21 protein-coding genes are annotated in these 23,228 nt (G+C 36.1%); 15 read left to right on the top strand and 6 right to left on the bottom strand.

Features of this window, described 5'->3' with window-relative positions; genetic code table 11:
* Positions 1-23 precede the first annotated feature (23 nt).
* Together LOK78_RS15625 and uvrB are read left to right on the top strand one after the other, a co-directional pair.
* On the top strand, positions 24-2,339 hold the full coding sequence (locus LOK78_RS15625; protein WP_232635554.1) for a T9SS type B sorting domain-containing protein: 2,316 nt from the start codon (positions 24-26) through the stop codon (positions 2,337-2,339).
* A gap of 18 nt (positions 2,340-2,357) precedes the next feature.
* Positions 2,358-4,364, top strand: a complete 2,007-nt coding sequence (gene uvrB, locus LOK78_RS15620) for an excinuclease ABC subunit UvrB (protein WP_232635553.1) — start codon at positions 2,358-2,360, stop codon at positions 4,362-4,364.
* Here the strand turns inward: uvrB and LOK78_RS15615 are convergent.
* Positions 4,361-4,762 (bottom strand): hypothetical protein, encoded by a 402-nt coding sequence (locus LOK78_RS15615; RefSeq protein WP_053971586.1) that lies wholly within the window; start codon positions 4,760-4,762, stop codon positions 4,361-4,363. The two genes, uvrB and LOK78_RS15615, sit on opposite strands and share 4 nt — an antisense overlap.
* 142 nt (positions 4,763-4,904) lie before the next feature.
* Between LOK78_RS15615 and LOK78_RS15610 the strand changes: the two genes are divergently transcribed.
* Positions 4,905-5,720: an alpha/beta hydrolase gene (locus tag LOK78_RS15610; RefSeq protein ID WP_232635552.1), complete on the top strand. Its 816-nt coding sequence runs from the start codon at positions 4,905-4,907 to the stop codon at positions 5,718-5,720.
* Here LOK78_RS15610 and LOK78_RS15605 read toward each other — a convergent pair.
* Positions 5,717-6,313: a hypothetical protein gene (locus tag LOK78_RS15605; RefSeq protein ID WP_232635551.1), complete on the bottom strand. Its 597-nt coding sequence runs from the start codon at positions 6,311-6,313 to the stop codon at positions 5,717-5,719. The genes LOK78_RS15610 and LOK78_RS15605 overlap by 4 nt on opposite strands.
* Positions 6,314-6,590: 277 nt before the next feature.
* On the opposite strand from LOK78_RS15605, the gene LOK78_RS15600 reads away from it, so the two are divergent.
* Complete coding sequence (locus tag LOK78_RS15600; RefSeq protein ID WP_232405917.1) at positions 6,591-7,001, top strand: hypothetical protein; 411 nt, start codon at positions 6,591-6,593, stop codon at positions 6,999-7,001.
* A gap of 51 nt (positions 7,002-7,052) precedes the next feature.
* On the opposite strand, the gene sucC is transcribed toward LOK78_RS15600, so the two are convergent.
* Complete coding sequence (sucC, locus tag LOK78_RS15595; protein ID WP_053971583.1) at positions 7,053-8,243, bottom strand: ADP-forming succinate--CoA ligase subunit beta; 1,191 nt, start codon at positions 8,241-8,243, stop codon at positions 7,053-7,055.
* A gap of 181 nt (positions 8,244-8,424) precedes the next feature.
* Between sucC and lysA the strand changes: the two genes are divergently transcribed.
* From lysA to LOK78_RS15540, 11 genes are all read left to right on the top strand, one after another.
* Positions 8,425-9,630 carry a diaminopimelate decarboxylase gene (gene lysA / locus LOK78_RS15590; protein ID WP_232635550.1) on the top strand — a complete coding sequence of 402 codons (1,206 nt, stop codon included), beginning with the start codon at positions 8,425-8,427 and terminating at the stop codon, positions 9,628-9,630.
* Between the two features lie 222 nt (positions 9,631-9,852).
* Positions 9,853-10,578 carry a hypothetical protein gene (locus tag LOK78_RS15585; protein ID WP_232635549.1) on the top strand — a complete coding sequence of 242 codons (726 nt, stop codon included), beginning with the start codon at positions 9,853-9,855 and terminating at the stop codon, positions 10,576-10,578.
* A 151-nt stretch (positions 10,579-10,729) separates the two neighbouring features.
* Positions 10,730-12,091, top strand: a complete 1,362-nt coding sequence (locus LOK78_RS15580) for an MFS transporter (RefSeq protein WP_232635548.1) — start codon at positions 10,730-10,732, stop codon at positions 12,089-12,091.
* Positions 12,075-13,325 (top strand): DUF418 domain-containing protein, encoded by a 1,251-nt coding sequence (locus LOK78_RS15575; RefSeq protein WP_232635547.1) that lies wholly within the window; start codon positions 12,075-12,077, stop codon positions 13,323-13,325. Before LOK78_RS15580 ends, LOK78_RS15575 begins: the two co-directional genes overlap by 17 nt.
* A 4-nt stretch (positions 13,326-13,329) precedes the next feature.
* A complete protein-coding gene (locus tag LOK78_RS15570; protein ID WP_232635546.1) occupies positions 13,330-14,397 on the top strand; it encodes a hypothetical protein in 1,068 nt (355 codons plus the stop codon).
* Positions 14,394-15,431, top strand: a complete 1,038-nt coding sequence (locus LOK78_RS15565) for a hypothetical protein (protein ID WP_232635545.1) — start codon at positions 14,394-14,396, stop codon at positions 15,429-15,431. Before LOK78_RS15570 ends, LOK78_RS15565 begins: the two co-directional genes overlap by 4 nt.
* Positions 15,432-15,433: 2 nt before the next feature.
* Positions 15,434-16,849: an MBOAT family O-acyltransferase gene (locus tag LOK78_RS15560; protein WP_053971576.1), complete on the top strand. Its 1,416-nt coding sequence runs from the start codon at positions 15,434-15,436 to the stop codon at positions 16,847-16,849.
* A gap of 91 nt (positions 16,850-16,940) precedes the next feature.
* Complete coding sequence (locus tag LOK78_RS15555; RefSeq protein ID WP_232635544.1) at positions 16,941-17,681, top strand: DUF6090 family protein; 741 nt, start codon at positions 16,941-16,943, stop codon at positions 17,679-17,681.
* A complete protein-coding gene (locus LOK78_RS15550) occupies positions 17,674-18,414 on the top strand; it encodes a DUF6090 family protein (RefSeq protein ID WP_232635543.1) in 741 nt (246 codons plus the stop codon). The genes LOK78_RS15555 and LOK78_RS15550 overlap by 8 nt, the downstream gene beginning before the upstream one ends.
* A gap of 50 nt (positions 18,415-18,464) precedes the next feature.
* The gene (locus LOK78_RS15545) at positions 18,465-19,220 is read left to right on the top strand and encodes a DUF6090 family protein (RefSeq protein WP_232635542.1); all 756 of its coding nucleotides are present in this window, start codon (positions 18,465-18,467) and stop codon (positions 19,218-19,220) included.
* Positions 19,221-19,224: 4 nt separating this feature from the next.
* Positions 19,225-19,971: a DUF6090 family protein gene (locus tag LOK78_RS15540; RefSeq protein ID WP_232635541.1), complete on the top strand. Its 747-nt coding sequence runs from the start codon at positions 19,225-19,227 to the stop codon at positions 19,969-19,971.
* Between the two features lie 5 nt (positions 19,972-19,976).
* Here the strand turns inward: LOK78_RS15540 and LOK78_RS15535 are convergent, their stop codons facing one another.
* From LOK78_RS15535 to nadA, 3 genes are all read right to left on the bottom strand, one after another.
* Entirely contained in the window at positions 19,977-20,549 is a 573-nt protein-coding gene (locus LOK78_RS15535) for a DinB family protein (RefSeq protein WP_232395819.1), read from the bottom strand.
* 81 nt (positions 20,550-20,630) lie between these two features.
* Entirely contained in the window at positions 20,631-22,202 is a 1,572-nt protein-coding gene (gene nadB, locus LOK78_RS15530; protein WP_232635540.1) for an L-aspartate oxidase, read from the bottom strand.
* 7 nt (positions 22,203-22,209) lie between these two features.
* Positions 22,210-23,196 (bottom strand): quinolinate synthase NadA, encoded by a 987-nt coding sequence (gene nadA, locus LOK78_RS15525; RefSeq protein ID WP_232635539.1) that lies wholly within the window; start codon positions 23,194-23,196, stop codon positions 22,210-22,212.
* Between the last annotated feature and the right edge of the window lie 32 nt (positions 23,197-23,228).

The raw sequence follows: 23,228 nt of genomic DNA, 5'->3' as shown, positions 1-23,228 counted from the left end.
TCTTTGCCCCATAATTTTCCCTAATGAAGAACTACTTTTTAGCATTCTTTATTTTTTTTTCCATAAAGAGCTTGTCACAAAATGTAACTGTGGATAGCCAAACCTATACCCCACAACAACTCATTGAAAATATTCTTATCAATAGTGATTGTATTACTGATATTGTAGTAACCAATGTGGTAGGTGGTAATTTTGGAGGTTCCGATCAAAGTTATGGTTATTTTGAAGCCAACGGATCCAGTTTTCCATTTGATAGTGGTCTCGTTCTAAGTACTGGAAGGCTTCAAAATGTCCCAGGTCCCAATACCACCTTAAGTGACGATGATGCACCCAATTGGGGTGGAGATCAAGATTTGGAAAATATTTTGGACGAATCAAATACAACCAATGCCACCATTCTGGAATTTGATTTTGTTTCTGTAGCAGACCAAATAAAATTCAGATACATTTTTGCTTCAGAAGAATATCAAGAAGGTAATAGCAACACCTGTCAATATTCAGACCTATTCGGGTTTTTAATCAGACCAGCAGACCAACAACAATACACCAATATTGCTTTAGTCCCCAACACGCAAACGCCGGTTAAGGTTACTACAGTTCATTCTGGCATTCCAGGAGGATGTAACACAATCAATGAAGAATATTTTGGTAGTTGGAACGGTCCATCTGCACCTATAAACTTTAATGGACAAACAAGCATTTTGACGGCAGAAGCCAATGTCATCCCGAATCAAACGTATCATGTTAAGTTGGTGATCGCTGATGAACAAAACTACCGATATGACTCAGCAGTATTTTTAGAAGCGGGTAGCTTTCAACTTGGATCCGATTTAGGCCCCGATAGATTAATATCAACAGGCAATCCACTTTGCGAAGGCGAGTCATTAATCCTAAGCGTAGAACCATCCAACGGTGCTTCTTACTTGTGGTACAAAGAAGGAGACCCCATCCCTACTATCCCATGTCTTAATTGTACAGAATATGAAGTGACAGAAGCAGGAACATATCATGTTGAAGTTAACTTAGAAAACAATTGCATTTCCTATGGTGAAATTACTATTGAGTATTCTGAGAATCCCAACCCAACTAATGCAAACTTGGTTAATTGTGATTTCAACGGTGATGGATTGAGCACCTACAATTTACTCACTGCCGAAGAAATGGTGATCACAAACAATGACCAATTCATTTCGGGGTTTTACAATAGCCTGGAACAGGCACAAGAAGAGGATTCTCCTATAGAAAACATGACAAACTATAACAATTCGTCACTTTCCGAAGTGGTTTACGCAAGAGTCGAAAACACTTTTGGATGTTTTGCAATTGCTGAAATAACGTTGGATGTCTCTCAAAATGATTTGGATTTAGAGGCCCTCACACAATGTGATGAAAGTCCCAATGATGGCTTTGCCGATTTTAACTTAAGTGCTTACACAACTGAAATTCAAGCCCTTGCACCAAATGGTTCGCAAGTCTCCTATTTCTATTCACTGGAAGATGCCGAACTCAGTGTAAATTCATTGCCTTCGATCTATACCAACGAGCAAGCCTATTACCAAACCATTTATGTAAGGATTGATAACAACAGTATGTGTTACAGTATTGCTGAGTTGATATTACAGGTTTATGAGAACCCTGTTTTACCTCCCGACGAAGAAATAAAATATTGTACAAACTTTTATCCCGAAACCATAACACTTTCTGCCAATCCTAATAATGCCGCTCCACTTACCTATGAATGGACCTTAAATGGAATGCCTTTAGGTTTTGACACACCCAATATTGAAATCAATCAGGTAGGAACCTACAGTGTTTTGGCTACCAATCTTTACGGTTGTTCAGCCATCAGGAATTTTGATGTTCTAGCATCAGAACCAGCTCAAATTGAGAACATACAAACCACGGATGCTCCTAGCACCTTAACTGTCAACGTTACTGGTAATGGAGATTATTTATTTGGGTTGGATGGCGGCCAATTCCAGCTGTCTCATATTTTTTTCAACGTTCCAGCTGGATTTCATACCGTTCAAGTTCTAAACTTGGATGGCTGTGGCACGGTTACCGAAGAAGTGGCTATTCTGGGGTTCCCGAAATTTTTCACCCCCAATGGCGATGGTGAAAACGACACCTGGAATCCTTATGGTGTAAGTCCCGAATTTTATGGCATGACCATTCAAATATTTGACCGCTACGGAAAACTGTTAACAACACTTCTTGGGAACGATGCTGGTTGGAGTGGTTTCTATGAAAATCAATTAATGCCCAGTAATGATTATTGGTATAAAGCGACTTTACCAAATGGAAAAGTATATCTGGGACATTTTGCATTGATTCGATAATTCTATTACATTGAACCTATGAAATTTCAAGTCAAATCTGAATTTAAACCAACTGGAGATCAACCCCAAGCCATCAGGCAATTAACAGAGGGAATAGATTCTGATGAAAAATACCAAACCCTTTTGGGTGTGACTGGTTCTGGTAAAACATTTAGCATTGCCAATGTCGTAGAAAATGTTCAGAAACCTACCTTGGTTTTAGCTCATAACAAAACTTTGGCGGCCCAACTTTACTCAGAGTTTAAACAGTTTTTTCCAGATAATGCCGTTGAGTATTTTGTATCCTATTACGACTATTACCAACCAGAGGCTTACATTCCAGTTACGGGAACCTATATAGAAAAAGATTTATCTATAAATGAAGAAATAGAAAAGTTGAGACTGAGTACCACTTCGTCCTTACTTTCAGGAAGAAGAGATGTTTTGGTTGTCGCATCGGTATCTTGTTTATATGGTATCGGTAACCCTGTTGAATTTCAAAAAAACGTGATTACCATTGAACGTGATCAAGTCATTTCAAGAACCAAACTATTGCACCAACTTGTTCAAAGTCTGTACTCAAGAACTGAAGCCGAATTTAACAACGGAAATTTCAGAATAAAGGGAGACACGGTTGACGTCTTTCCCGGTTATGCTGATAATGCTTTCAGAATCCATTTTTTTGGAGATGAGATAGAAGATATTGAGGCCTTTGATGTGCAAACAAATCAGGTTATTGAACATTATGAAAGACTCAATATTTATCCAGCTAATATGTTTGTAACCTCTCCTGAAGTACTTCAAAATGCCATTAAGGACATACAGGATGACTTGGTAAAACAACACGATTATTTTAAGGATATTGGCAAACATCTTGAAGCCAAACGATTAAAGGAGCGAACCGAATTTGATTTGGAAATGATTCGGGAATTGGGATACTGTTCGGGAATTGAAAATTATTCTAGGTATCTAGATGGCAGAAAGCCAGGAACCAGACCTTTCTGTTTGTTGGATTATTTCCCCGATGATTATTTAATGGTTGTTGATGAAAGCCACGTGACGATTTCTCAAGTTCATGCCATGTACGGCGGTGACCGTAGCAGAAAGGAGAATTTGGTGGAATACGGTTTCAGACTTCCAGCAGCAATGGATAACCGTCCTTTGAAGTTTGAAGAATTTGAAGCTTTACAAAATCAGGTTATTTACGTAAGTGCTACGCCAGCAGATTATGAACTAAAAAAATCTGGAGGTATTTATGTGGAGCAAGTGATTAGACCCACTGGCTTATTGGATCCTATTATTGAAGTAAGACCTAGCTTAAACCAAATTGATGACCTAATTGAAGAGATCCAACAACGTGTTGAAAAAGATGAGCGAACATTGGTCACTACCCTGACAAAACGTATGGCCGAAGAACTTACCAAGTATCTAGCACGAATTCAAATACGGGTAAGGTATATTCACAGTGATGTAGACACCTTAGAGCGGGTCGAAATTATGCAAGATTTAAGGAAAGGGTTATTTGATGTTTTGGTTGGCGTCAACCTTTTAAGAGAGGGGCTTGACTTACCAGAGGTATCGTTAGTCGCCATTTTGGATGCTGATAAGGAGGGCTTTTTGAGATCAGAAAGATCCTTAACACAAACTGTTGGTCGTGCTGCAAGAAATATCAATGGTAAAGCCATTATGTATGCTGATAAAATTACCAATAGCATGCAACGAACTATTGACGAGACCAATTACAGACGCGAAAAACAAATAAATTACAATACCGCAAATAACATAACACCTACGCCTCTTAAAAAAGGTATCGACAGTGCCTTGGCCAAGTCTGGATTAAAGACATATCAATATGAAAGCGAAGTTGCCCAAGCAGCAGAACCGGAAAATGATTATTTATCCAAAAAAAATTTAGAAAAACTGGTACGTGAAAATAGAAAACACATGGAACATGCAGCCAAATCTTTAGACTTTTTGGAAGCCGCTAAATTCAGGGATAAAATAAAAGCTTATCAAGATCAACTGGATAAGCTCAAACAGGATTAATTGTATTGCACCTTGAAAATGTCTATAAGAACATCTGGCGGAACAATTTTGTTAGGGAAACTCTCCATTAAATATAGAACACGAGAGATACTTTCATGGCTTAAACCCATTCTCAAACCATAATTGTACAATCGTAAAATTTCCTTAGGGTCCTTTTCGTTGTCAATATTCATCAATAAAACCAACCTATGAAATTGCACAATACGTTCGCTATGCGAATTAAGATGGATATAATTAATAGGATTCTCTATTAGATAGTCAAAATCCTCACGGCAAATATCCAGTTGCTTCGCAATAGACAACAAAAAATTATACTCAATAGGTTTTAATTCCTGATCGCCTTTGGCAAACGAAATCATTTCAGATAAGAGGCTTAGTTTTTCTACCCGATTTATCATGTGAGGAATTGGATTAATTAGACTATGTAAAGATAAGGAGAAGCCCCATTTTATAATCGGCAAGAATTTGTAACTTGTCGAAAAATAATTGACATTTTATCGAATAATTTGAACTTTTGTCAATCGTAATCTTCTGAAAATCATGAGATTCAACTCTTTTCTCCTTTTTATATCTTTAAGTTTCTGCCTTTTAACCAATGCTCAAAATACTGATAATCAACAAATTGATTTATTAAAGATTTACTCACCAGAGCTCAAGGTTTCCAAAAAAATTTGGGTTTATATTCCAGAATCTTATCAAACCACTAAAAATGCATACCCTGTAATTTATATGCCAGAGGGTCAAAACCTTTTCAGCACTAAAAAAGGCAATAAGGAAGAATGGGCTATCGATAAAATTTTAGACTCACTTGATCATCCTCAAAGTATTATTATAGGAATTGAAAATGCTAAAAAGAAGCGGCTGGCAGAATTAACCCCTTTTAAAAATGATTCTTATGGCGGCGGAAATGGAGATGCCTATATTGATTTTATAAAAAACACGCTGAAGCCAAAAATTGATGCAACCTATAGAACTAAACCAAATGCGAAACATACGACTATTTGGGGATCAACTGTTGGTGGTTTGTTTTCCTTCTATGCTGTTATTAGAAATCCTGAAACCTTTGGAAATGCAGGTGTTTTTTCACCATCATTTTGGTTTAGTGAATCTATTTATGAATATGTACAAGAAATGGATATACCAGACACCTCAAGATTCTATTTTCTAGCAGGAACTAATAACAAAGAGGATTTAATAGCAAACCAAATACGAATGGTATCCCTCCTAGAAAGAAAAGGTGTTCATAAAAATAACATCCACAACAAAGTAGTTGAAGGTGGCATAAATGACAAAACGATGTGGAACCATCAATTTTTGGAAGCCTACCTTTGGCTCATGGCTTCTCAATTTGATTAATTTTTCAGGAGCACCAACCAGTACCAATCTTCGGGATTACCTACTCCGACACTTGGCGTATAAAGAAAGAATTTTACTGAAGATTCTGGATTGCTGTCCCTAAAATTCTTAACAAGATTTAGGTTATCAATATTTTCCCAAATAGAAGTATAGTCAATATCTTCTGGGTAATAGGCATATTCATCATACATAACTGGTTCCAACAAAGTTTCATCCGGAATGGAAACCGGCTGGGAAATGGTTTCAAATGAATTTGCAGACATCAAGCTTTCTGGAAATTGCATTTCTCCCAATCCCATCCAAATAATAGTCCCATCAAAAATCAATTCGTTCAAAGGTGTATAGTATAATTGAACACTTCCAAAATCACCAGGTGCATGATAATCAGAAGAAATAGCGAAGGTATCAGGTTGATCACCTCCAAAGGAAAAAACCATTCCTCCTTGAAATTGATTGGTCGTATAATCCACTTTGAGATAAGCCAATTTATTACCTTCAAAGTTATCTGGAGGGGTCACACAACAGTCATCACTATCATTACAGGATAATAAAAGAATACTTATTAAAATCAAAAATACGGAAGTTGGTTTCATAGATAATAGTTTTAATAATTAGATGCTTGAAGCATCAAAAGGTTGCGTTAAATATGAATAAAAAAAGCCTAGTTGTTGCTCATCTTTGATGGGATTCTCCAATTTTGGATGTTGTTTAGTATTTCGTTATTTTGGAAAAGGTTTTTTACTGAAACCACACGAATGGATTTGACCGGCATCGAGTAATCTAATAGAAATGAACTTATAAGATTAATGAATATCAGCAAGGTTATTCTACAATAAAAGGTTTATAGATAAATAAAAACCAAATGATTAAATGAAATACACTATCAAATCGTTAATTCTATTTTTTTATTTAAGCACAATTCAGTCTCAAAATATTGAGTGTATTGATGTCTATTATATAAAAAGAGATGTAAGTTTTACTATACAAATAAATTGTGAAAATATTAAAACTGATTTGTTTAAACATTATAGTTTTAATGACAAGATTATGAAAAACGAACTAACAAGAAATATTGATAGTTTTATAAAAAAATCAAGTGAAGTAAAAAACAATTTTGATGACCAAATAAAGTTTAACCTTAAAGTATTTTATTCAGACGAAACAACAGAAGAATTATGTATATCTGAATCCGGAGGTTTTCTTTTAAATAATTTATTTATCGGCTTTAATCTTGATTTAGCTGAAAAAATAAAAAATAGCGTAAACTATTACAGAAATTAACAAAAAAGCTCCCAAATTGGGAGCTTTTAAATCTATATCCTTTATTGACCATTAAGCCAATACTTCCTGAACCTTGTCTGCTGCTTCTTGGAATTGGGTTGCACTTAACACATCCAATCCTGAATTATCAATTAATTCTTTAGCAACATCGGCATTGGTACCTTGTAAACGAACAATAATTGGCACATTGATAGTTCCCATATTTTTATAAGCATCTATAACACCTTGTGCCACACGGTCACAACGTACAATACCTCCAAAAATATTAATCAAAATAGCCTTCACGTTCGGATCTTTCAAAATAATTTTGAAAGCAGCCTCTACTCTGGCAGCATCAGCTGTTCCTCCAACATCAAGGAAGTTAGCAGGCTCTCCACCAGCTTGCTTAATCAAGTCCATGGTTGCCATTGCTAGACCAGCTCCGTTCACCATACACCCAACGTTTCCGTCTAAGTCAACATAATTTAATCCGACTTCCTTAGCCTCTACTTCAATAGGATTTTCTTCACGTAAATCCCTAAGGTTTACATAATCCTTATGTCTGTAAAGCGCATTATCATCTATAGTTACTTTAGCATCAACAGCTAAAATTTTATCATCACTTGTTTTTAAAACTGGGTTGATTTCAAACAAAGAAGAATCTGATTTCACGTAAGCCGTGTAAAGCGCCGAAACGAACTTGGTCATTTCTTTAAAAGCATTTCCAGAAAGTCCTAAATTGAAAGCAATTCTTCTTGCTTGGAATGGTAACAATCCTACTGAAGGATCAATTTCTTCTGTAAATATCAAATGAGGCGTTTCTTCTGCAACCGTTTCAATATCCATACCACCTTCGGTTGAATACATAATCATATTCTTTCCTGTCGCACGATTTAAAAGTACTGACATATAGAATTCATTTGGTTCACTGTCACCAGGATAGTAAACATCCTCAGCAACCAAAACCTGATGTACTTTTTTACCTTCTGCAGAAGTTTGAGGTGTAATCAAGTTCATTCCGATGATTTGACCTGCTAATTCTTCAACTTCTTTAAGGTTTTTGGCCAATTTTACACCGCCACCTTTACCACGACCACCAGCATGGATTTGAGCTTTAATAACATGCCAACCTGTTCCTGTTTCTTCAGTTAACTGCTTAGCTGCTGCTACAGCTTCGTGAGCATTTTGAGCAACGATTCCTCTTTGAACTCGTACACCAAAACTGCTTAAAATTTCTTTTCCTTGATATTCGTGTAAATTCATCTTGTTTTGTCAAATTTAAAGTCAAACAAAAGTAAGTATCCTATGCCATTTTACCAATAATTTTTAAAGTTTGTATCAATGTGATAACATATCTTCAATAATTTATAGATACCTAACATTTTATTTATGCGAATCCAGATTACTTATGTAGTTTTGTAGTTTATTTATTTTTAATTTCAATATGAAAGCAAATACCTTATTACAAATTGCAAAAGACTTTGGAAGTCCCGTTTATGTTTATGATGCCGAAAAAATCATTTCCCAGTACAAACGCTTAACCTCTGCTTTTAATAAGGTCAAACATTTAAAAGTAAATTATGCCTGTAAAGCGCTTTCAAATATTTCTGTATTAAAATTATTGAAAAGTTTAGGTTCTGGTTTGGATACCGTTTCCATACAAGAAGTAAGACTCGGACTTGCAGCAGGATTTGAACCAAAAGAAATCATCTATACGCCTAACGGGGTCTCTTTGGAAGAAATAGAACAAGCCGCTAGTATGGGTGTTCAAATCAATATTGACAACCTTTCCATTTTGGAACAATTCGGAACCAAGTTCCCAGACACACCCGTTTGCATCAGAATCAACCCACATGTCATGGCAGGTGGAAACACCAATATTTCTGTTGGACATATTGATAGCAAATTTGGCATTTCTATTCACCAAATTCCTCACATCTTAAGAATTGTTGAAAATACCAAGATGAAAATCAATGGAATCCATATGCACACTGGTAGTGATATTTTGGATATTGATGTATTCCTTTATGCCAGTGAAATTTTGTTTGAAACGGCAAAACACTTCAAACAATTGGAATTTATGGACTTTGGGTCTGGTTTCAAGGTGCCTTACAAAGAGGGCGATATTGAAACCAACATTGAGGAATTTGGAAAAAAATTGACTAAAAGATTCAATGAGTTCTGTAAAGAGTATGGAAAAGACCTTACTCTGGCTTTTGAGCCCGGTAAGTTTTTGGTGAGTGAATGTGGCTACTTCTTAACCAAAGTAAATGTGGTTAAGCAAACTACCTCAACGGTTTTTGCGCAGATAGATTCTGGATTTAATCACCTAATAAGACCTATGCTTTATGGTTCGCAACATGAAATCGTAAACATTTCCAATCCTAATGGACGTGAACGGTTCTACAGTGTCGTTGGATATATATGCGAAACAGATACGTTTGCAAACAATAGACGAATCAATGAAATAACAGAAGGTGATATATTAGCATTTAAAAATGCTGGTGCCTATTGTTATTCCATGGCTTCAAACTACAACTCTAGATACCGTCCAGCTGAAGTTTTATGGACTAATAACGAAGCCAAATTGATAAGAAAAAGGGAAACCTTTGATGATATTATAAAAAATCAAATTGAAATAGATTTTTAATAGGGAAAGGCAGCTAAATTAGCTGCCTTTATTTTTTTTAAAATATTTTTTTGTACATTTAAGTATTCTCCCACAGAATAAACTTCTAGTATTCCCCATTTTTATCGGAATGCCCCTTCACTATTTTTAGTTATTTGGTTGCCCTAAATTGATTTAAGGACAAATAAATTCTTGCTCTGCAAGTACTATATATTTCTATTAATCAATTTAAAACCAAAACCAATGAAAAAATTAATGTATGTATTGTTTTTTGTGCCTATGCTCTTTTTGGCGCAAGAAAACAAAGGATTTATCCTTGATGCCACTGAAATTACAGTCAAATTAGGAGAAGAAGCCAGTTTTATTCAAGGTGTAAAAGCCTGGAAAGAATGCTACCTAGAAAAAAACGGAGAAGATAAATGGAATATGTGGCGAAGAATTCAAGGCGAGGGTTCTGTTTATATTATAACCGGTAGAATGGCAAATTGGGCTGAGTTTGATGCTCCACCAAAAGATGCCAATAAAGAATGTTACCATGTGGTTATGAATTTAATTATGCCGCATGTTGAAAAAATTAATTCATCAATTGCCAGAAGCATCCCGGATTGGGGTAGTTCAGAAGGTTTAGCCAATACTGGTTTAGTTTGGGTAACTTATTTTAAAGTGAACAACTCAAATGCTTTTGCTGAAGTGGTTAGCGATGTTGGAGCTGCCATGGTATCTCAAGGTGAAAATAGACCTGCCTATTGGTATCGCGTAATAGGTGGTGATCCTGAAGGCGCCGATTATTTTATCAGCAATCCTTATGAAAAATTCTCAGACCTAGATATGGACGAAGCCAGCGTTTGGGAAGTCTACGAAAAGGAACATGGCAAGAAAAAAATGTTGGAAACCAGAGACAAACTTCGTGGCTGTCTGGATGACGCTTGGTCTTATTTGTATAAAAGAATGGCAGATTTGTCCAACTAATCTAAGATTTATAAAACCTTTAGAATCCTAGGGTGTATTCCGTGGGATTCTATCTTTTATTTTGAAATTTCCAAACTGACAAACTATAAATTAAGCCCATTAAACCTCACAAAATTTGAATGGTGTGTTTTGAGCTTGAACAACAATCCAAATGAAATCTCATGATGCACAAATTGAGATAAACCAACTAAAAAAAAGGGGGGTTCTCACCGAAAATGCTGTTTTAAGATATTTAGTTTTCTCCGCTCTGTACGCTTGTGAAGGTATTCCAATAGGCGTTCTTTTTTATGCCATACCAGCTTGGTTGGCCATGAATGGAATTGCCGCAAGTGATATTGCCAGTTATGTTGCCATGGTTACGCTACCTTGGAGTTTTAAGCTAATTATGGCTCCTCTGATGGACCGCTACACTTGGTTACCCATGGGGAGGAAGCGGCCATGGATTATTTTTAGTCAAGCGTGTCTCTTTCTTGGATTTCTGGCGTTTGGAATGGTGAAAGACCCTTTAAATGAATTAGGACTGCTCATGACCCTTGGTTTCATTGTGTCTTTATTTGGTGCTATGCAAGACATTGGAATAGATGGAATGGCCGTTGATGTTATTCCTTTAAACCAACAAGCCAGAGCCAATGGCGTCATGTGGGGATCTCGAGTCATTGGGCAATCTTTAGCCTTACTAGGAGGAACCGCTCTCATTAATACTATCGGCTTTTCCAACGCTATCACTTTCATGTCCTTCATCATAATTTTGTTGATTATGGTGCCTTTATTCATTAGGGAGCGCCCTGGAGAAAAGTTATTTCCATGGACTTCTGGAAAACCCAACGAAACGGCAGTTCAGGCACAATCAACAAATTGGAAGGATCTACTTAAAAGCCTTTTCAAAGTAACTATTTTACCCTCCAGTTTCCTTTTAGCGATTAGCATGTTCATTATAGGAACATTTTCTGGAATATATGAAACCTTGCTCCCTATTTTCACCGTTCAAAATTTAGGTTGGACAAATACCGAATTTTCTAATGTTTATTCTCTGGCTACCATTATGGCAGGGTTCATAGGCATGTTTGCGGGCGGTGTAATCATTGACCTCTTCGGAACAAAAAAAATGATAGCCATCATCTTAACCTTTATGAGCATCGTGATACTAAGCTTTAGTTTGGTTTCCTCCTATTGGGACAGCACCTTTATAATTTACAGTTTTGTAATCCTGTATAGTTTATCTATAACACTTTATAATATTGCCGCCATAGCCTTATCTATGAAATTAAGCTGGAATAAAATCTCGGCAACCCAATTCACTCTTTTCATGATGATGAATAACTTAGGAATTTCTGCCGGAGCTATTATATATGGATGGGTTCAAGAAAAATTTTCTTGGCCTTTGATTTTCATTTTCACATTAACCTTCATTGTTTTCGGACTCTTGACTTTCCGATTTATAAAAATTAAGAAACATTTAGAAACAATTGAATTTTTCAATCAATCCTCAAAAAAACATGAATCAGGAAAATAACATAGTAAAACCCATTTCCAAGGAAGATAGAATTGTGTATTTGGATATCTTAAGAGGTATCGCCATATTATTTATTTTTACTGCAAACATCCCTTTCTTTTCAGGCATTTTCTTCTTTCCCGAAGAATTTCAATTTGGTTGGGCCAATCTCGCATTTGATAAATCGCTTGATTTTATCATGTATGCCCTAATTGACGGAAAGTTTTATTCCATTTTCTCTCTATTGTTTGGGATTGGATGCGTGATCCAGTTTCAAAATTTAACATATCACAACAAACCTTTTCCTCCCTTTTTCAGAAAACGTATGTTCTGGTTATTGGCTATTGGATGCATTCATCTGTTTTTGCTTTGGCCAGGTGACATTTTAACTCTTTATGCCGTGTTAGGTTTTATTCTAATTTGGTTTATCAAAATGGAAAATAGAACACTCCTCTCTTTAGCGGCCCTTCTTATTTTCTTCCCAATTGTCAATTGGGTCTTTATGGAGGAAACAGGCATCTACTATCCAGGAATTGCTTTCGATCAAAGTTTGGTGATTTTTCACCATTTTGGAATGCCCACGATGGAGTGGAATGGTAGAGAGGTAACTAACTTCCCAGCTTATTTACAAAACCCAAATTTAATTGATCATTTCAAAATGAGTCTCGGTAAAGGCTTTGTGCGCATTGGTCGAATACTAGATGAAGGTAGGGAGTTTAAAGTATTTGGCGTATTCTTAATAGGGCTTTGGACTGGACGAAAAATTTTAAACGAAGAGCTTCTCAATAACAAATCATTTTTGAGAAAAGTTCTCATTTGGGGACTCCTTATAGGGCTACCATTCAACTTTCTACGCGCTAGTTTGGAATTTTATGGTAATGGTGATAAAGAACAAGAATTTCTTAAGATTTTATACTATGCTTTAGGGACCGTCCCGTTAGCCATGGCCTATGCTGCTGGGATAGCGCTTTGGGTAAAAAAAGGTGCCGGTTTATTGAAGTGGTTCCAACCAGTGGGTAAAATGGCCCTCACCAACTATTTATCGCAGACTATCATTTCTATTGCTATTTTTTACGGAATAGGATTTGGTTTGGCGGGGAAATTAGGCTTTACGGTGATTATGATTATTGCCTTTACCATATTCTTCCTGCAAATGATTTTTAGTAAGGTTTGGTTGTCCTATTTCAAGTATGGTCCTATGGAATGGTTATGGCGAAAATTAACCTATGGTATATCCTTAAAATTTAAAAGATGACGTTATGAATCTCAAGAAATCACTTTTAATCGCCATAGCATTAAGCTTGATTAGTCTCATTTCTTGGGAACTTTATTGGCGCTCGAATACCGACTATTATACAGCCTATTTGGAAGATGACAGAAACCTTTATGCCGAAGAAAGAGCTAAAGCAGAAACAGCGACCTCTCAAGATATTATTTTGCTAGGTGCTTCCAGAACAGGCTATAATTTCAACACGTGGACATGGAAGGAGGAAATGGGCATTCAACCCATTCATTTGACTGCCAATGGAAAACCTCCTAAGCCCTTTTTTAAGGATATTGTAAACAATACTGAATTTAATGGCACTTTGATTATTGGAGTTACTCCGGTTGCCTTCTTTGATATTTTTGGTATGGACGACAGAATGCGAGTCGCCAACCTATGGGTAGATCACTATTACAACCGAACTCCAGCTCAAAAATTAGGGTTCAACTTATCCAAACCCTTACAACGAACCTTTGTCTTTCTATCTGCTTCTGAAGCTAAGTCCTATAACGACCTAGATTTAAAATCCCTGATAGGCACCATCTCCATTAACGATCACAGAGTTGACAATTTTGAATTTAAATTACCAAACATAGGCTACAATGATGAAAAAAGAAACCTCCTTATGTTTCCTAGGCTTACAGATAACAAATTCTATCAAAAGGAAATTACAGATGAATGGGATAAGGTGATCCCTACTTTACCCGTTTACGAGGACATCAAGGATGAAATTCCCAGGGTATTTGAAGAATATAAAATCCTTATAGATAAGTTTAAAAAACGGGGAGGCAAAATCATTTTCATTCGACATAAAGCCGAAGAAGGATGGAACAAATATTCCAAAAGAATGCTCCCTCGTGATTTGGTTTGGGATAAATTCATTGAAATGTCTGGTTGTCCCGGCTATCATTTTGAAGACTACCCATTCATGTCCAAGTACTATTTACCCGACTGGTCCCATCTCAATATGGAAGATGCCAAAGTCTACACCAGAGACATGGTCAATCAACTTATTAAAGATGGACACCTTAAAAAGCAACTAACTAAACCTCACCAACTATGAATCTAAAAAGCTCTTTAATTTTAGCTACAATTCTGTTTTTAACAGGAATTACTGCTTGGGAAATGTATTGGCGATCCAAAGGATATTATCCAACTTTAAATGATGACAAAGACCTTTGGAGCGAACATCGTAAAAAAGTTGATGATGCTCAAAAAAATAATATAGTTATATTTGGCTCCTCCCGAGCTTATTTTGATTTTCAAGTCAAAACCTTTGAAAATTTCTATGGAAAGGCTCCCATTCAACTTGCTATTCCAGGCACCTCACCCCTACCAACCTTTCATGACTTGGTAAATAACACCAATTTTACAGGAACGGTCATTATTGGTGTCACCCCTGGACTCTTCTTTTCCACAACATATCCCAAGGCTTCTCCATGGTCCAGAGGGCAAAACAAGGTAGATTATTACTTCGATAAAACCCATGCACAATGGTTGAACTATCAACTTTCCATCCCTCTGCAACAGAATTTTGTTTTCATGTCTGCGGATGAAGAAGAATGGGATGATGATATTGATTTGAAATCATTACTTAGAAGAATCCACTTGAAAAGTAGATTGGGAAAAGACCCGGCGCCGCCTTTCTATTACTTTGGTGATGTCAATTTAGATCGCAATATGAGTATGGCTCAAAAGACGGCAACCGATACCGCTTTTGCCAATTCAGTGATCAGCGTGTGGAAATTCTTTGGAAGTTTAGCTCCTCCACCTGACAAGAAATCAACTACCGAATTTTTCTTAAAAGATCTTGATGCATTTAAAGCTAAGGGAGGTAAAGCCATATTAGTGAGATGCCCCTCTAGCGGTGGGTTACGGGCTGCAGAAAATAAATTCTTACCAAGAAACGAATTCTGGGACCAATTGGTCGAATTAAGCAAGGTAGACTCCTATCACTTTGAAGATTATCCGCAATTAAAGGAATTAACCTGTCCTGAAGAATCGCACCTTTCAAAAGAAGATGCTGAATACTTCACCCTTGAAATGCTCAAAATCATGGAACATGATGGAGCCTTGACTAACCTTAAAACCAACTAACCATGCTATTTAATTCTTTAAGTTTCGTTCTGTTTTTAATCATTGTTTTGGCACTTTATTATGCTCCACTTTTTAGCTGGAAAGGTAAAAAAGCCATGTTGCTCGTTTCCAGCTATGTGTTTTACGGCATGTGGAATCCTCCCTTAATTTTATTACTATGGATTTCAACCGTGGTGGATTGGACAGCAGGTAAAAAATTGTCTAAGACCACAAATACCAAATCTCGCAAATTTTGGCTCATGCTCAGTTTGCTTGTTAATTTGGGTTTTTTAGCATTCTTTAAATATGGAGATTTCCTTTTGGAAAACTTTGTTTATTTCATGAATTTAATTGGATTGGATTTTAAGGCAAAACCTATGGATATCATACTCCCCATGGGAATCTCTTTTTACACCTTTCAGACCATGTCATATACCATAGACATTTATAAAAACAAAATAAAACCAGCCAAAACGTTCTTGGATTTTGCGCTATACGTCACCTTCTTTCCTCAATTGGTTGCTGGTCCTATTGTGAGAGCCCAAGAGTTGATTTCGCAATTTTATGAAGAGAAAAAAGCGACTGCCAACCAATTTATCTGGGGCTTGTTTCTTCTTACCATAGGTCTTTTTCAAAAGGTGGTTTTGGCAGATACATTATTGTCGGAAACCGCCGATCAAGTCTTTGGCAGTGAAAGCTTGTTACATGGAGTTGATGCTTGGGTAGGCACCATTGCCTTTTCTGGACAAATCTTTTTTGATTTTGCCGGTTATTCTACCTGTGCCATTGGTATTGCCCTGATGTTGGGAATTATTTTACCAGACAACTTCAAATACCCATATGCTTCCCTTGGGTTTTCAGACTTGTGGCGCCGTTGGCATATCTCCCTATCCAGTTGGTTACGGGATTATTTATACATCCCCTTGGGAGGAAATCGTCACGGAATTACCCGCTTATATGTGGCCCTAATGCTTACTATGCTTTTAGGTGGACTTTGGCACGGAGCCGCTTGGACGTTTATGGTATGGGGTGGACTCCATGGTACCTACCTCATCTTGGAGCGACTTCAAAGAAGGTATCTGCCTTTTGAAATCACTAAATACAATGGCATCTTCTTGGCATTTATCACTTTTAGTTGTGTCAACATTACTTGGGTTTTCTTTAGAGCTCGAAAATTTGAAACTGCTTGGAACATGATCAAATCTATGTTCTACATGCAAACCGATGGAGAGAAAATTCTAGAAACCTTTACTATCCTAAAAGTTACCACACTTATTCTAATCATGTTTCTATGTCATTGGTTTATGAGAAATTCCTCAATGAAAGAATTATCACTTAAAACTTCACCTTGGGTTTTAGGAGTTGTTTGGGCCATTATGACCTTTTTAATAGTTATTGCCCAAGGTAGTGGCGAACAGTTTATTTATTTCCAGTTTTAAGTTTAGAAGCAGCAAATATCCAAATAGTAATTAAATCCATAATGTTGATTATCTTTAACACACCACCTATCCCCCAATTGATCAATGAGTTATGATTAAATTTTTTAGAAATATCAGAAGATCACTCATACATGAAGGCAAAACCTCCCGTTACTTTAAATATGCTATTGGAGAAATCATTCTTGTCGTCATAGGAATCTTGATTGCATTACAGATTAACAACTGGAATGAAACCTATAAAGGAAAAAAAACGGCTAAAATCAGCATGCAAGCCTTAAAATTTGACTTGAACAAAGATCTTATAGCCCTAAAAAAAGTGATTGAAAATTCCGTTCAAGATAGTTCCAAATTAGGAGACTTAAAAAGAAGAATGTCAAATGATGATCTAACTCTTGATACTCTAGTGCATATGGCTAGGTTTGAATTTAATCCTTGGGTACCTCTTAGTATTTCTTTTAACAACAACACCATTAATAGTTTAAGAGCTACTGGAAATATAAACTTACTCCCCAAAGAAGTTCAGGAAACTTTGTTGAACCTTGATGCTTTGCAACATGAATATTTACAAAGCTTTTCAAATGATGTGAGTATTTATTTGGACAACACCATTTTATATACCAGATCCTATCCTTTTAAAGATGTAGGCCATATAGACCCTAAATCAAAATTAGCTGATAGCATATGGTCTAAAGCAACCTTGTCTAGCCTGGGCGCAGAACTTAACGGATTGATTGGAGTGAAATATAGCAACTATTATGAATTAATATCTTCCTTACAGAAGATAAAAAAGGAAACACAGACACTTGTAAACTTTTTGGACCGGCATGAATAGTTTTTTTAGAAATATCCGTAAAAATCTTCTTAGTGAAGGCAAAACAGGTAAATATCTCAAATATGCTGTTGGTGAAATTATCCTTGTTGTCATTGGTATTTTGATTGCTCTGCAGGTAAACAACTGGAATGAAAGGCGAAAAAATAACAAGTTGAGAAAGGATTACTCTATCTCTGTCATCAATGACATAGAAAAAGACAGTTTATTTTTAAATAGGTTAATAACCCAATTAAGAAGAGATAGCACAGTACTTAAATCATTTCAGGCTCGCCTTCAAGCGTCAGAAATAAATTATGATTCCATAATTAAAATGTACCGTTATGAATTTCCGTTTTTTGTGAGACCGGACTACAGTTTTAACAATACCACTTTAATCAATCTCATCGGCAACAACAGCATTAGCTATCCCAAAGATTTAAGGGAATCAATGACTTTACTAGTTAAAGTTCAAAAGGATTTTGAAAGAACCAATGAACTTTTTATTGACAAGTATTTTGACATACTTCATTCCAACAATTCCTATTATCCTTTTGAAAATTATTTTTTTGATGGCGGTAAAAAACTACGTGATACCATTTGGAGTCACGTGGACACAACCAAATTCACCAATCATTTTCATCGCATGTCAGACTGGAAAAAAGCTTACACCGAAGTTATTTTAAGATATGCCCTAAGCATTCAAGAGTTTTCATTTTCTCTGAAAAAAGAACTTCAAAACTTTGAAAAGTTATGATCAAGGTCTTTGGAAATATCCGCAAAAAACTAGTCTCAAAAAATAAGTTCATGGCTTATTCCAAATATGCCATTGGTGAAATCATTCTTGTAGTTATAGGGATTTTAATCGCTCTTCAAATAAACAATTGGAATGCAAATCGGATAGAACATAAGGAAACAAATAATTATTTACGCAACTTAAAAGAAGCTCTAAACAATGACATTGAATCCCTACAATCAAGCATTACTTTCAACAAAACAAGGCTAAAAGGACTCTTCTACATTTTGGAACATTCAAATTTGAACACTCAACCTTTTACAGAAATAGAATGGATAGATTTTTCCAAAAATGATGCCATGAATAATGTTTGGAAAGGGGCTTTCCCTGATTCTCTAAACCCTGAATTTACTTATTTGGCATTTTCAATGATTGGTCGTGGATTTGGAAGTGCCTCTTTCAACAAATCAGTCATAAATGAACTTTATTCAACAGGCTCTTTTACTAATATTCAAAATCAAACCTTAAAAACTAAAATAGGAGATTATTACAGTTTTTTAAGTCAGCGCCTTGAAGGTTATGCTATAGAAGAGCATGAGGAATGGGCTAATGAAACCACGCGATTTCTTAGGGACAATTATGGCATTTTTACTTTAGACGTATCTGATCTAGAAAACCCAATGCAAAAATTAAAAGGACAGAAAGATGTTGAGAACCAATTAAGGTACCTAGCTCTTGAGGTAAATTATCACTGTATATGGGCCACCACTGCAAAATCATATGCTATGGATTTGGTAATATCAATTGAAGAATATCTAAAGCAGTGAAATAATGATAAAACTCTTTAGAAACATTCGTAAAAAACTTGCTTCAGAAAACAGATTCATGGCATATTCCAGATATGCTATTGGTGAAATTATATTAGTGGTTATCGGAATCTTGATTGCGCTTCAAATAAACAATTGGAATGAAAACCGTAAAGCAGGTTTACAGGAACAACTTCTGTTACAAAATCTTCAAGGTGAATTTGAAGACAACCTAAAAGATCTTGATTCCATTGCTATTGAAGTTGACCAAGTTATTACTTCATTGGAACGGGTTTTTGATATGTTTTCACAACCCCACACCAATCATTCTTCAGACTCTTTAAATATATGGCTTTCTGATGCTTTAAAATCTCCAAACTGGAAACCAAGCGCTTATCTCCTTAACAATCTGAGCAATTCAGGTAGTATTGCTGAACTAAAAAACGAACGTTTAAAACTTCTACTTTACAAATGGTCTAGACAGCAAAATGAAATGACCGAAGTACAACAAAGAACCGAAAAAACCGGAGAAGAAATAATAAGTTATCTCAAGAAAAATGGCTCTTTGAGAAATGTTGACACTTCCAAAGAAGATTTTTTCAATTACCGACAATCCACAATCATAACCAGCAATGCCCATTTACTTTCAGATCCCAGGTTTGAAAATCATATTGATGACAAACTTTTTATGTATAAATTGACAAGGACTTGGTTACAGCAAGCTAGAACAACTATTGTTCAATTAATTGTAGAAACAGAAACTAATAAGTAAAACAATTACTCTTTTAACTTTCCAGAAAACAAACTCACGTTTGAAGTAAATGGATTCCCTGAACTTCTTCTGAAAGAAACTATTTGGCCACAATGCCAAATGCCATCAGCGATTGGTCCATTAACCGCATTCCAAAAAGGAAATTTTTGACTTCCGAAATCAATTTGAAACTTAGAAATATCTTCACTATCCCTCAAGATATCTGCAGCTCTTTTCAAATTATTCAGTGTCAATTCGCGCTTTTCTTCAAATGTTAGACCAGAATCATCCACTTTGGTGTTTGCTTTTTGAAGAGTGGCATTAACAATGACACGAGAAAGTCCTAGTATATGATCAACGGTCTCTCCAGAAGTTCTGGCCTCCGAATTTGGTTTAAATTTTAAATCGGCCGTTGTCAATCCTTCAGTAGCCCAGTAATACCTAAAGCCCAAACCATCAATCATTCTTGCCGCTACAGTTCCTGCCGTGTAGGTTTCTGAATCATCAGGTATTTCTCTGTAAGGCAACGTGTTTTCCTGTGCTTGCATTAGGATTAAAGAAATGAACATTAATAAAACTAAAAGATACTTCTTTTTCATTTGTTAAGGATTTGGAAAGCTACTATAAAGCGTAACTTATTTTTGATTGCCAATATACCAAAATTCACCCTAGAATAGGAATCATTGAAGCAAATCAATGTTATAAAATCCTCCTAAATTTTTGGTTTGTTTTTGTGATTGATTCACAATAAGACTTGCTATGGTATTTAAATTTCGCAATTCGCAAATTTGAACGGATAGTTTAGAATTCACATACAAATCATGTGTGGATTGATCTACATACACTAAATGCTTCGCGGCCTCTTTGAGGCGGTCATTAGCCCTGACGATACCTACTAGATCAGACATAATACTTTGAATCGTATTACGGTAGTGGGTAATCAATATCAGTTCTTTAGGCTTAGAAGTCCCTTTATCATTCCAAACCGGAACATCTCCTTGAAATCCTTGCAGTTCTTCTTCCTTTTCAATAATAGCATCTGCAATATGATTGGCATAAACCAAAGCTTCTAGTAATGAATTGGATGCCAATCTATTTGCACCATGAAGTCCTGTACAAGAACATTCTCCAGCTGCGTAAAGATTAATCAAATTGGTGGCTCCATTTGTATCGACCTCAATACCACCACAGGCATAGTGGCTTGCCGGAACGACGGGAATCATGTGCTCCCGTATATCAATTCCCATTTCTAAGCATTTCTCATTAATATTTGGAAAATGCTTTAAAAAAGCCTCATAATTTAAGTGCCTACAGTCTAAATAAACAAACCGATCTCCTGAAGTATTAATCTCGTTATCGATAGCTCTTGCAACTACATCTCTTGGCGCAAGTTCGGCACGATCATCAATAGCAACCATAAATCGCTCACCGTTTTTGTTTCTTAAATAAGCACCAAAACCTCTTACCGCTTCTGAAATCAAAAATGAAGGACTCTGTTCTGGTTCAAAAAGAGCCGTGGGATGGAATTGAACGAATTCCATATCTTTTACTTTGGCTCCAGCCCTAAAGGCCATAGCAATCCCATCACCAGTTGCAATCAGAGGGTTGGTTGTCGAAGCATAAACTTGTCCGATGCCCCCTGTGCACAAAATGGTCTGTGATGCCATAAACCGGTTAATTTCATTGGTCTTTTGATCGAGAATGTAAGCCCCATAACAGCCTACTTCAGAACCTTCTCCAGTAACATGCCCTAGTTGATGATCAGTAATTAGGTCGATAGCAAAATGATAAGGAAACATTGAAATATTGCTTAAACTTGCTACCTTTTTCAGTAGCGTTTTTTCTATTTCAAATCCCGTGATATCCTTATGATGTACTATTCTATGGGCTGAATGTCCTCCTTCTCTTCCAAGATCAATTTCACCTTTGGTGTTAGCGTCAAAATCTGCACCCCAAGAAATTAATTGTCTTAAACAATTTGGAGCTTCTTCAACCACCATTCTCACTACCTCTGGATTATTATGAAATTCTCCGGCCACTAAGGTATCATTGATATGATCTTCAAATGAATCTAATTTATCCCAAACCACAGCCATACCTCCTTGGGCATATTTGGTGTTAGATTCATTTTCATTTGCCTTAGTTACCACGGAAATCACTTTATCAGGCATTGCTTGAGCCAAACGTATGGCAGCAGTTAAACCTGCAATTCCCGATCCAAGAATTAAAAAATCTGTTTCGTATTTTGTCATATTACCTCTAAGATAGGTCTAGCATCCTTTGAATTGGAATCAATGCCCTTTCTTGGATTTCTTGTTCCACATGAATTTCAGGAAGTTCATACTTTAAGCAACTATAAACTTTTTCAAGTGTATTCATTTTCATGTAAGCGCATTCACTACAGGCACAAGTGTTATCCTCTTTGGCAGGAGCTGCAACCAATATTTTATTTGGCACCGCCTTTTGCATTTCATGGATAACGCCAGCTTCAGTAGCAACAATAAACTCACTATTGGGATTGGTTTTTACATAGTCTATAAGTTCAGAAGTAGAGCCAATATAGTTAGCAACTTTCAAAATATGGGCCTCCGATTCTGGATGCGCAATAATTTGAGCCTTTGGATGTTTTTGGTATAGTGCTATTAATTTCTCCAATGAAAATGCTTCATGCACAATACAGGCTCCATCCCAAAGTACCATATCCCTACCTGTTTGATTCTTAATATAGGAACCTAAATTTTTGTCAGGAGCAAAAATTATAGGTTGGTCAAGAGGTATGGATTGCACAATTTTTTCGGCATTTGAAGATGTGCAACAAATATCACTAATAGCCTTAACTTCTGCAGAAGTATTCACATAGGTAACCACCAAATGATTGGGATACCTTTCCTTGAACTTGGCAAGATCTTCAGCATTACAAGAATCAGCCAATGAACATCCTGCATTAAGGTCTGGTAAAATGACCTTTTTAGTTGGGTTCAGAATCTTTGCTGTTTCAGCCATAAAGTGAACACCTGCAAATAAAATAATATCTGCTTCAGTTTCTGCCGCCTTACGTGATAAGCCTAAGCTATCTCCCACATAATCTGCTAAATCTTGAATAATTGGCTCTTGATAATAGTGAGCCAAAATCACCGCATTTTTTTCCTTCTTTAATCGTTTAATTTCCGATACCAAATCCACTTTTTTTTCAGAATCTATCAAAGGTATATAGCCTCTTTTATACACATCATTTACAACATCCATAAGCCAAAATTTATAAGCCCTAAATTTACGGA

It is taken from the genome of Mangrovimonas futianensis, from assembly GCF_021245805.1.
GTDB classification, from domain to species: Bacteria; Bacteroidota; Bacteroidia; order Flavobacteriales; family Flavobacteriaceae; genus Mangrovimonas; species Mangrovimonas futianensis.
Note: the sequence above shows the minus strand (reverse complement) of the source record. Positions and strands in the feature narration are given on the sequence as shown.

Coding starts and splice junctions, on each gene's coding strand:
- nadA (WP_232635539.1), bottom strand. CDS start 23,196: ATGGATGTTGTAAATGATGTGTATAAAAGAGGCTATATACCTTTGATA.
- LOK78_RS15540 (WP_232635541.1), top strand. CDS start 19,225: ATGATAAAACTCTTTAGAAACATTCGTAAAAAACTTGCTTCAGAAAAC.
- LOK78_RS15575 (WP_232635547.1), top strand. CDS start 12,075: ATGAATCAGGAAAATAACATAGTAAAACCCATTTCCAAGGAAGATAGA.
- LOK78_RS15585 (WP_232635549.1), top strand. CDS start 9,853: ATGAAAAAATTAATGTATGTATTGTTTTTTGTGCCTATGCTCTTTTTG.
- LOK78_RS15610 (WP_232635552.1), top strand. CDS start 4,905: ATGAGATTCAACTCTTTTCTCCTTTTTATATCTTTAAGTTTCTGCCTT.
- LOK78_RS15560 (WP_053971576.1), top strand. CDS start 15,434: ATGCTATTTAATTCTTTAAGTTTCGTTCTGTTTTTAATCATTGTTTTG.
- LOK78_RS15565 (WP_232635545.1), top strand. CDS start 14,394: ATGAATCTAAAAAGCTCTTTAATTTTAGCTACAATTCTGTTTTTAACA.
- nadB (WP_232635540.1), bottom strand. CDS start 22,202: ATGACAAAATACGAAACAGATTTTTTAATTCTTGGATCGGGAATTGCA.
- lysA (WP_232635550.1), top strand. CDS start 8,425: ATGAAAGCAAATACCTTATTACAAATTGCAAAAGACTTTGGAAGTCCC.
- LOK78_RS15580 (WP_232635548.1), top strand. CDS start 10,730: ATGAAATCTCATGATGCACAAATTGAGATAAACCAACTAAAAAAAAGG.
- LOK78_RS15535 (WP_232395819.1), bottom strand. CDS start 20,549: ATGAAAAAGAAGTATCTTTTAGTTTTATTAATGTTCATTTCTTTAATC.
- LOK78_RS15545 (WP_232635542.1), top strand. CDS start 18,465: ATGGCTTATTCCAAATATGCCATTGGTGAAATCATTCTTGTAGTTATA.
- uvrB (WP_232635553.1), top strand. CDS start 2,358: ATGAAATTTCAAGTCAAATCTGAATTTAAACCAACTGGAGATCAACCC.
- LOK78_RS15570 (WP_232635546.1), top strand. CDS start 13,330: ATGAATCTCAAGAAATCACTTTTAATCGCCATAGCATTAAGCTTGATT.
- LOK78_RS15550 (WP_232635543.1), top strand. CDS start 17,674: ATGAATAGTTTTTTTAGAAATATCCGTAAAAATCTTCTTAGTGAAGGC.
- LOK78_RS15555 (WP_232635544.1), top strand. CDS start 16,941: ATGATTAAATTTTTTAGAAATATCAGAAGATCACTCATACATGAAGGC.
- LOK78_RS15625 (WP_232635554.1), top strand. CDS start 24: ATGAAGAACTACTTTTTAGCATTCTTTATTTTTTTTTCCATAAAGAGC.
- LOK78_RS15605 (WP_232635551.1), bottom strand. CDS start 6,313: ATGAAACCAACTTCCGTATTTTTGATTTTAATAAGTATTCTTTTATTA.
- LOK78_RS15600 (WP_232405917.1), top strand. CDS start 6,591: ATGAAATACACTATCAAATCGTTAATTCTATTTTTTTATTTAAGCACA.
- sucC (WP_053971583.1), bottom strand. CDS start 8,243: ATGAATTTACACGAATATCAAGGAAAAGAAATTTTAAGCAGTTTTGGT.
- LOK78_RS15615 (WP_053971586.1), bottom strand. CDS start 4,762: ATGATAAATCGGGTAGAAAAACTAAGCCTCTTATCTGAAATGATTTCG.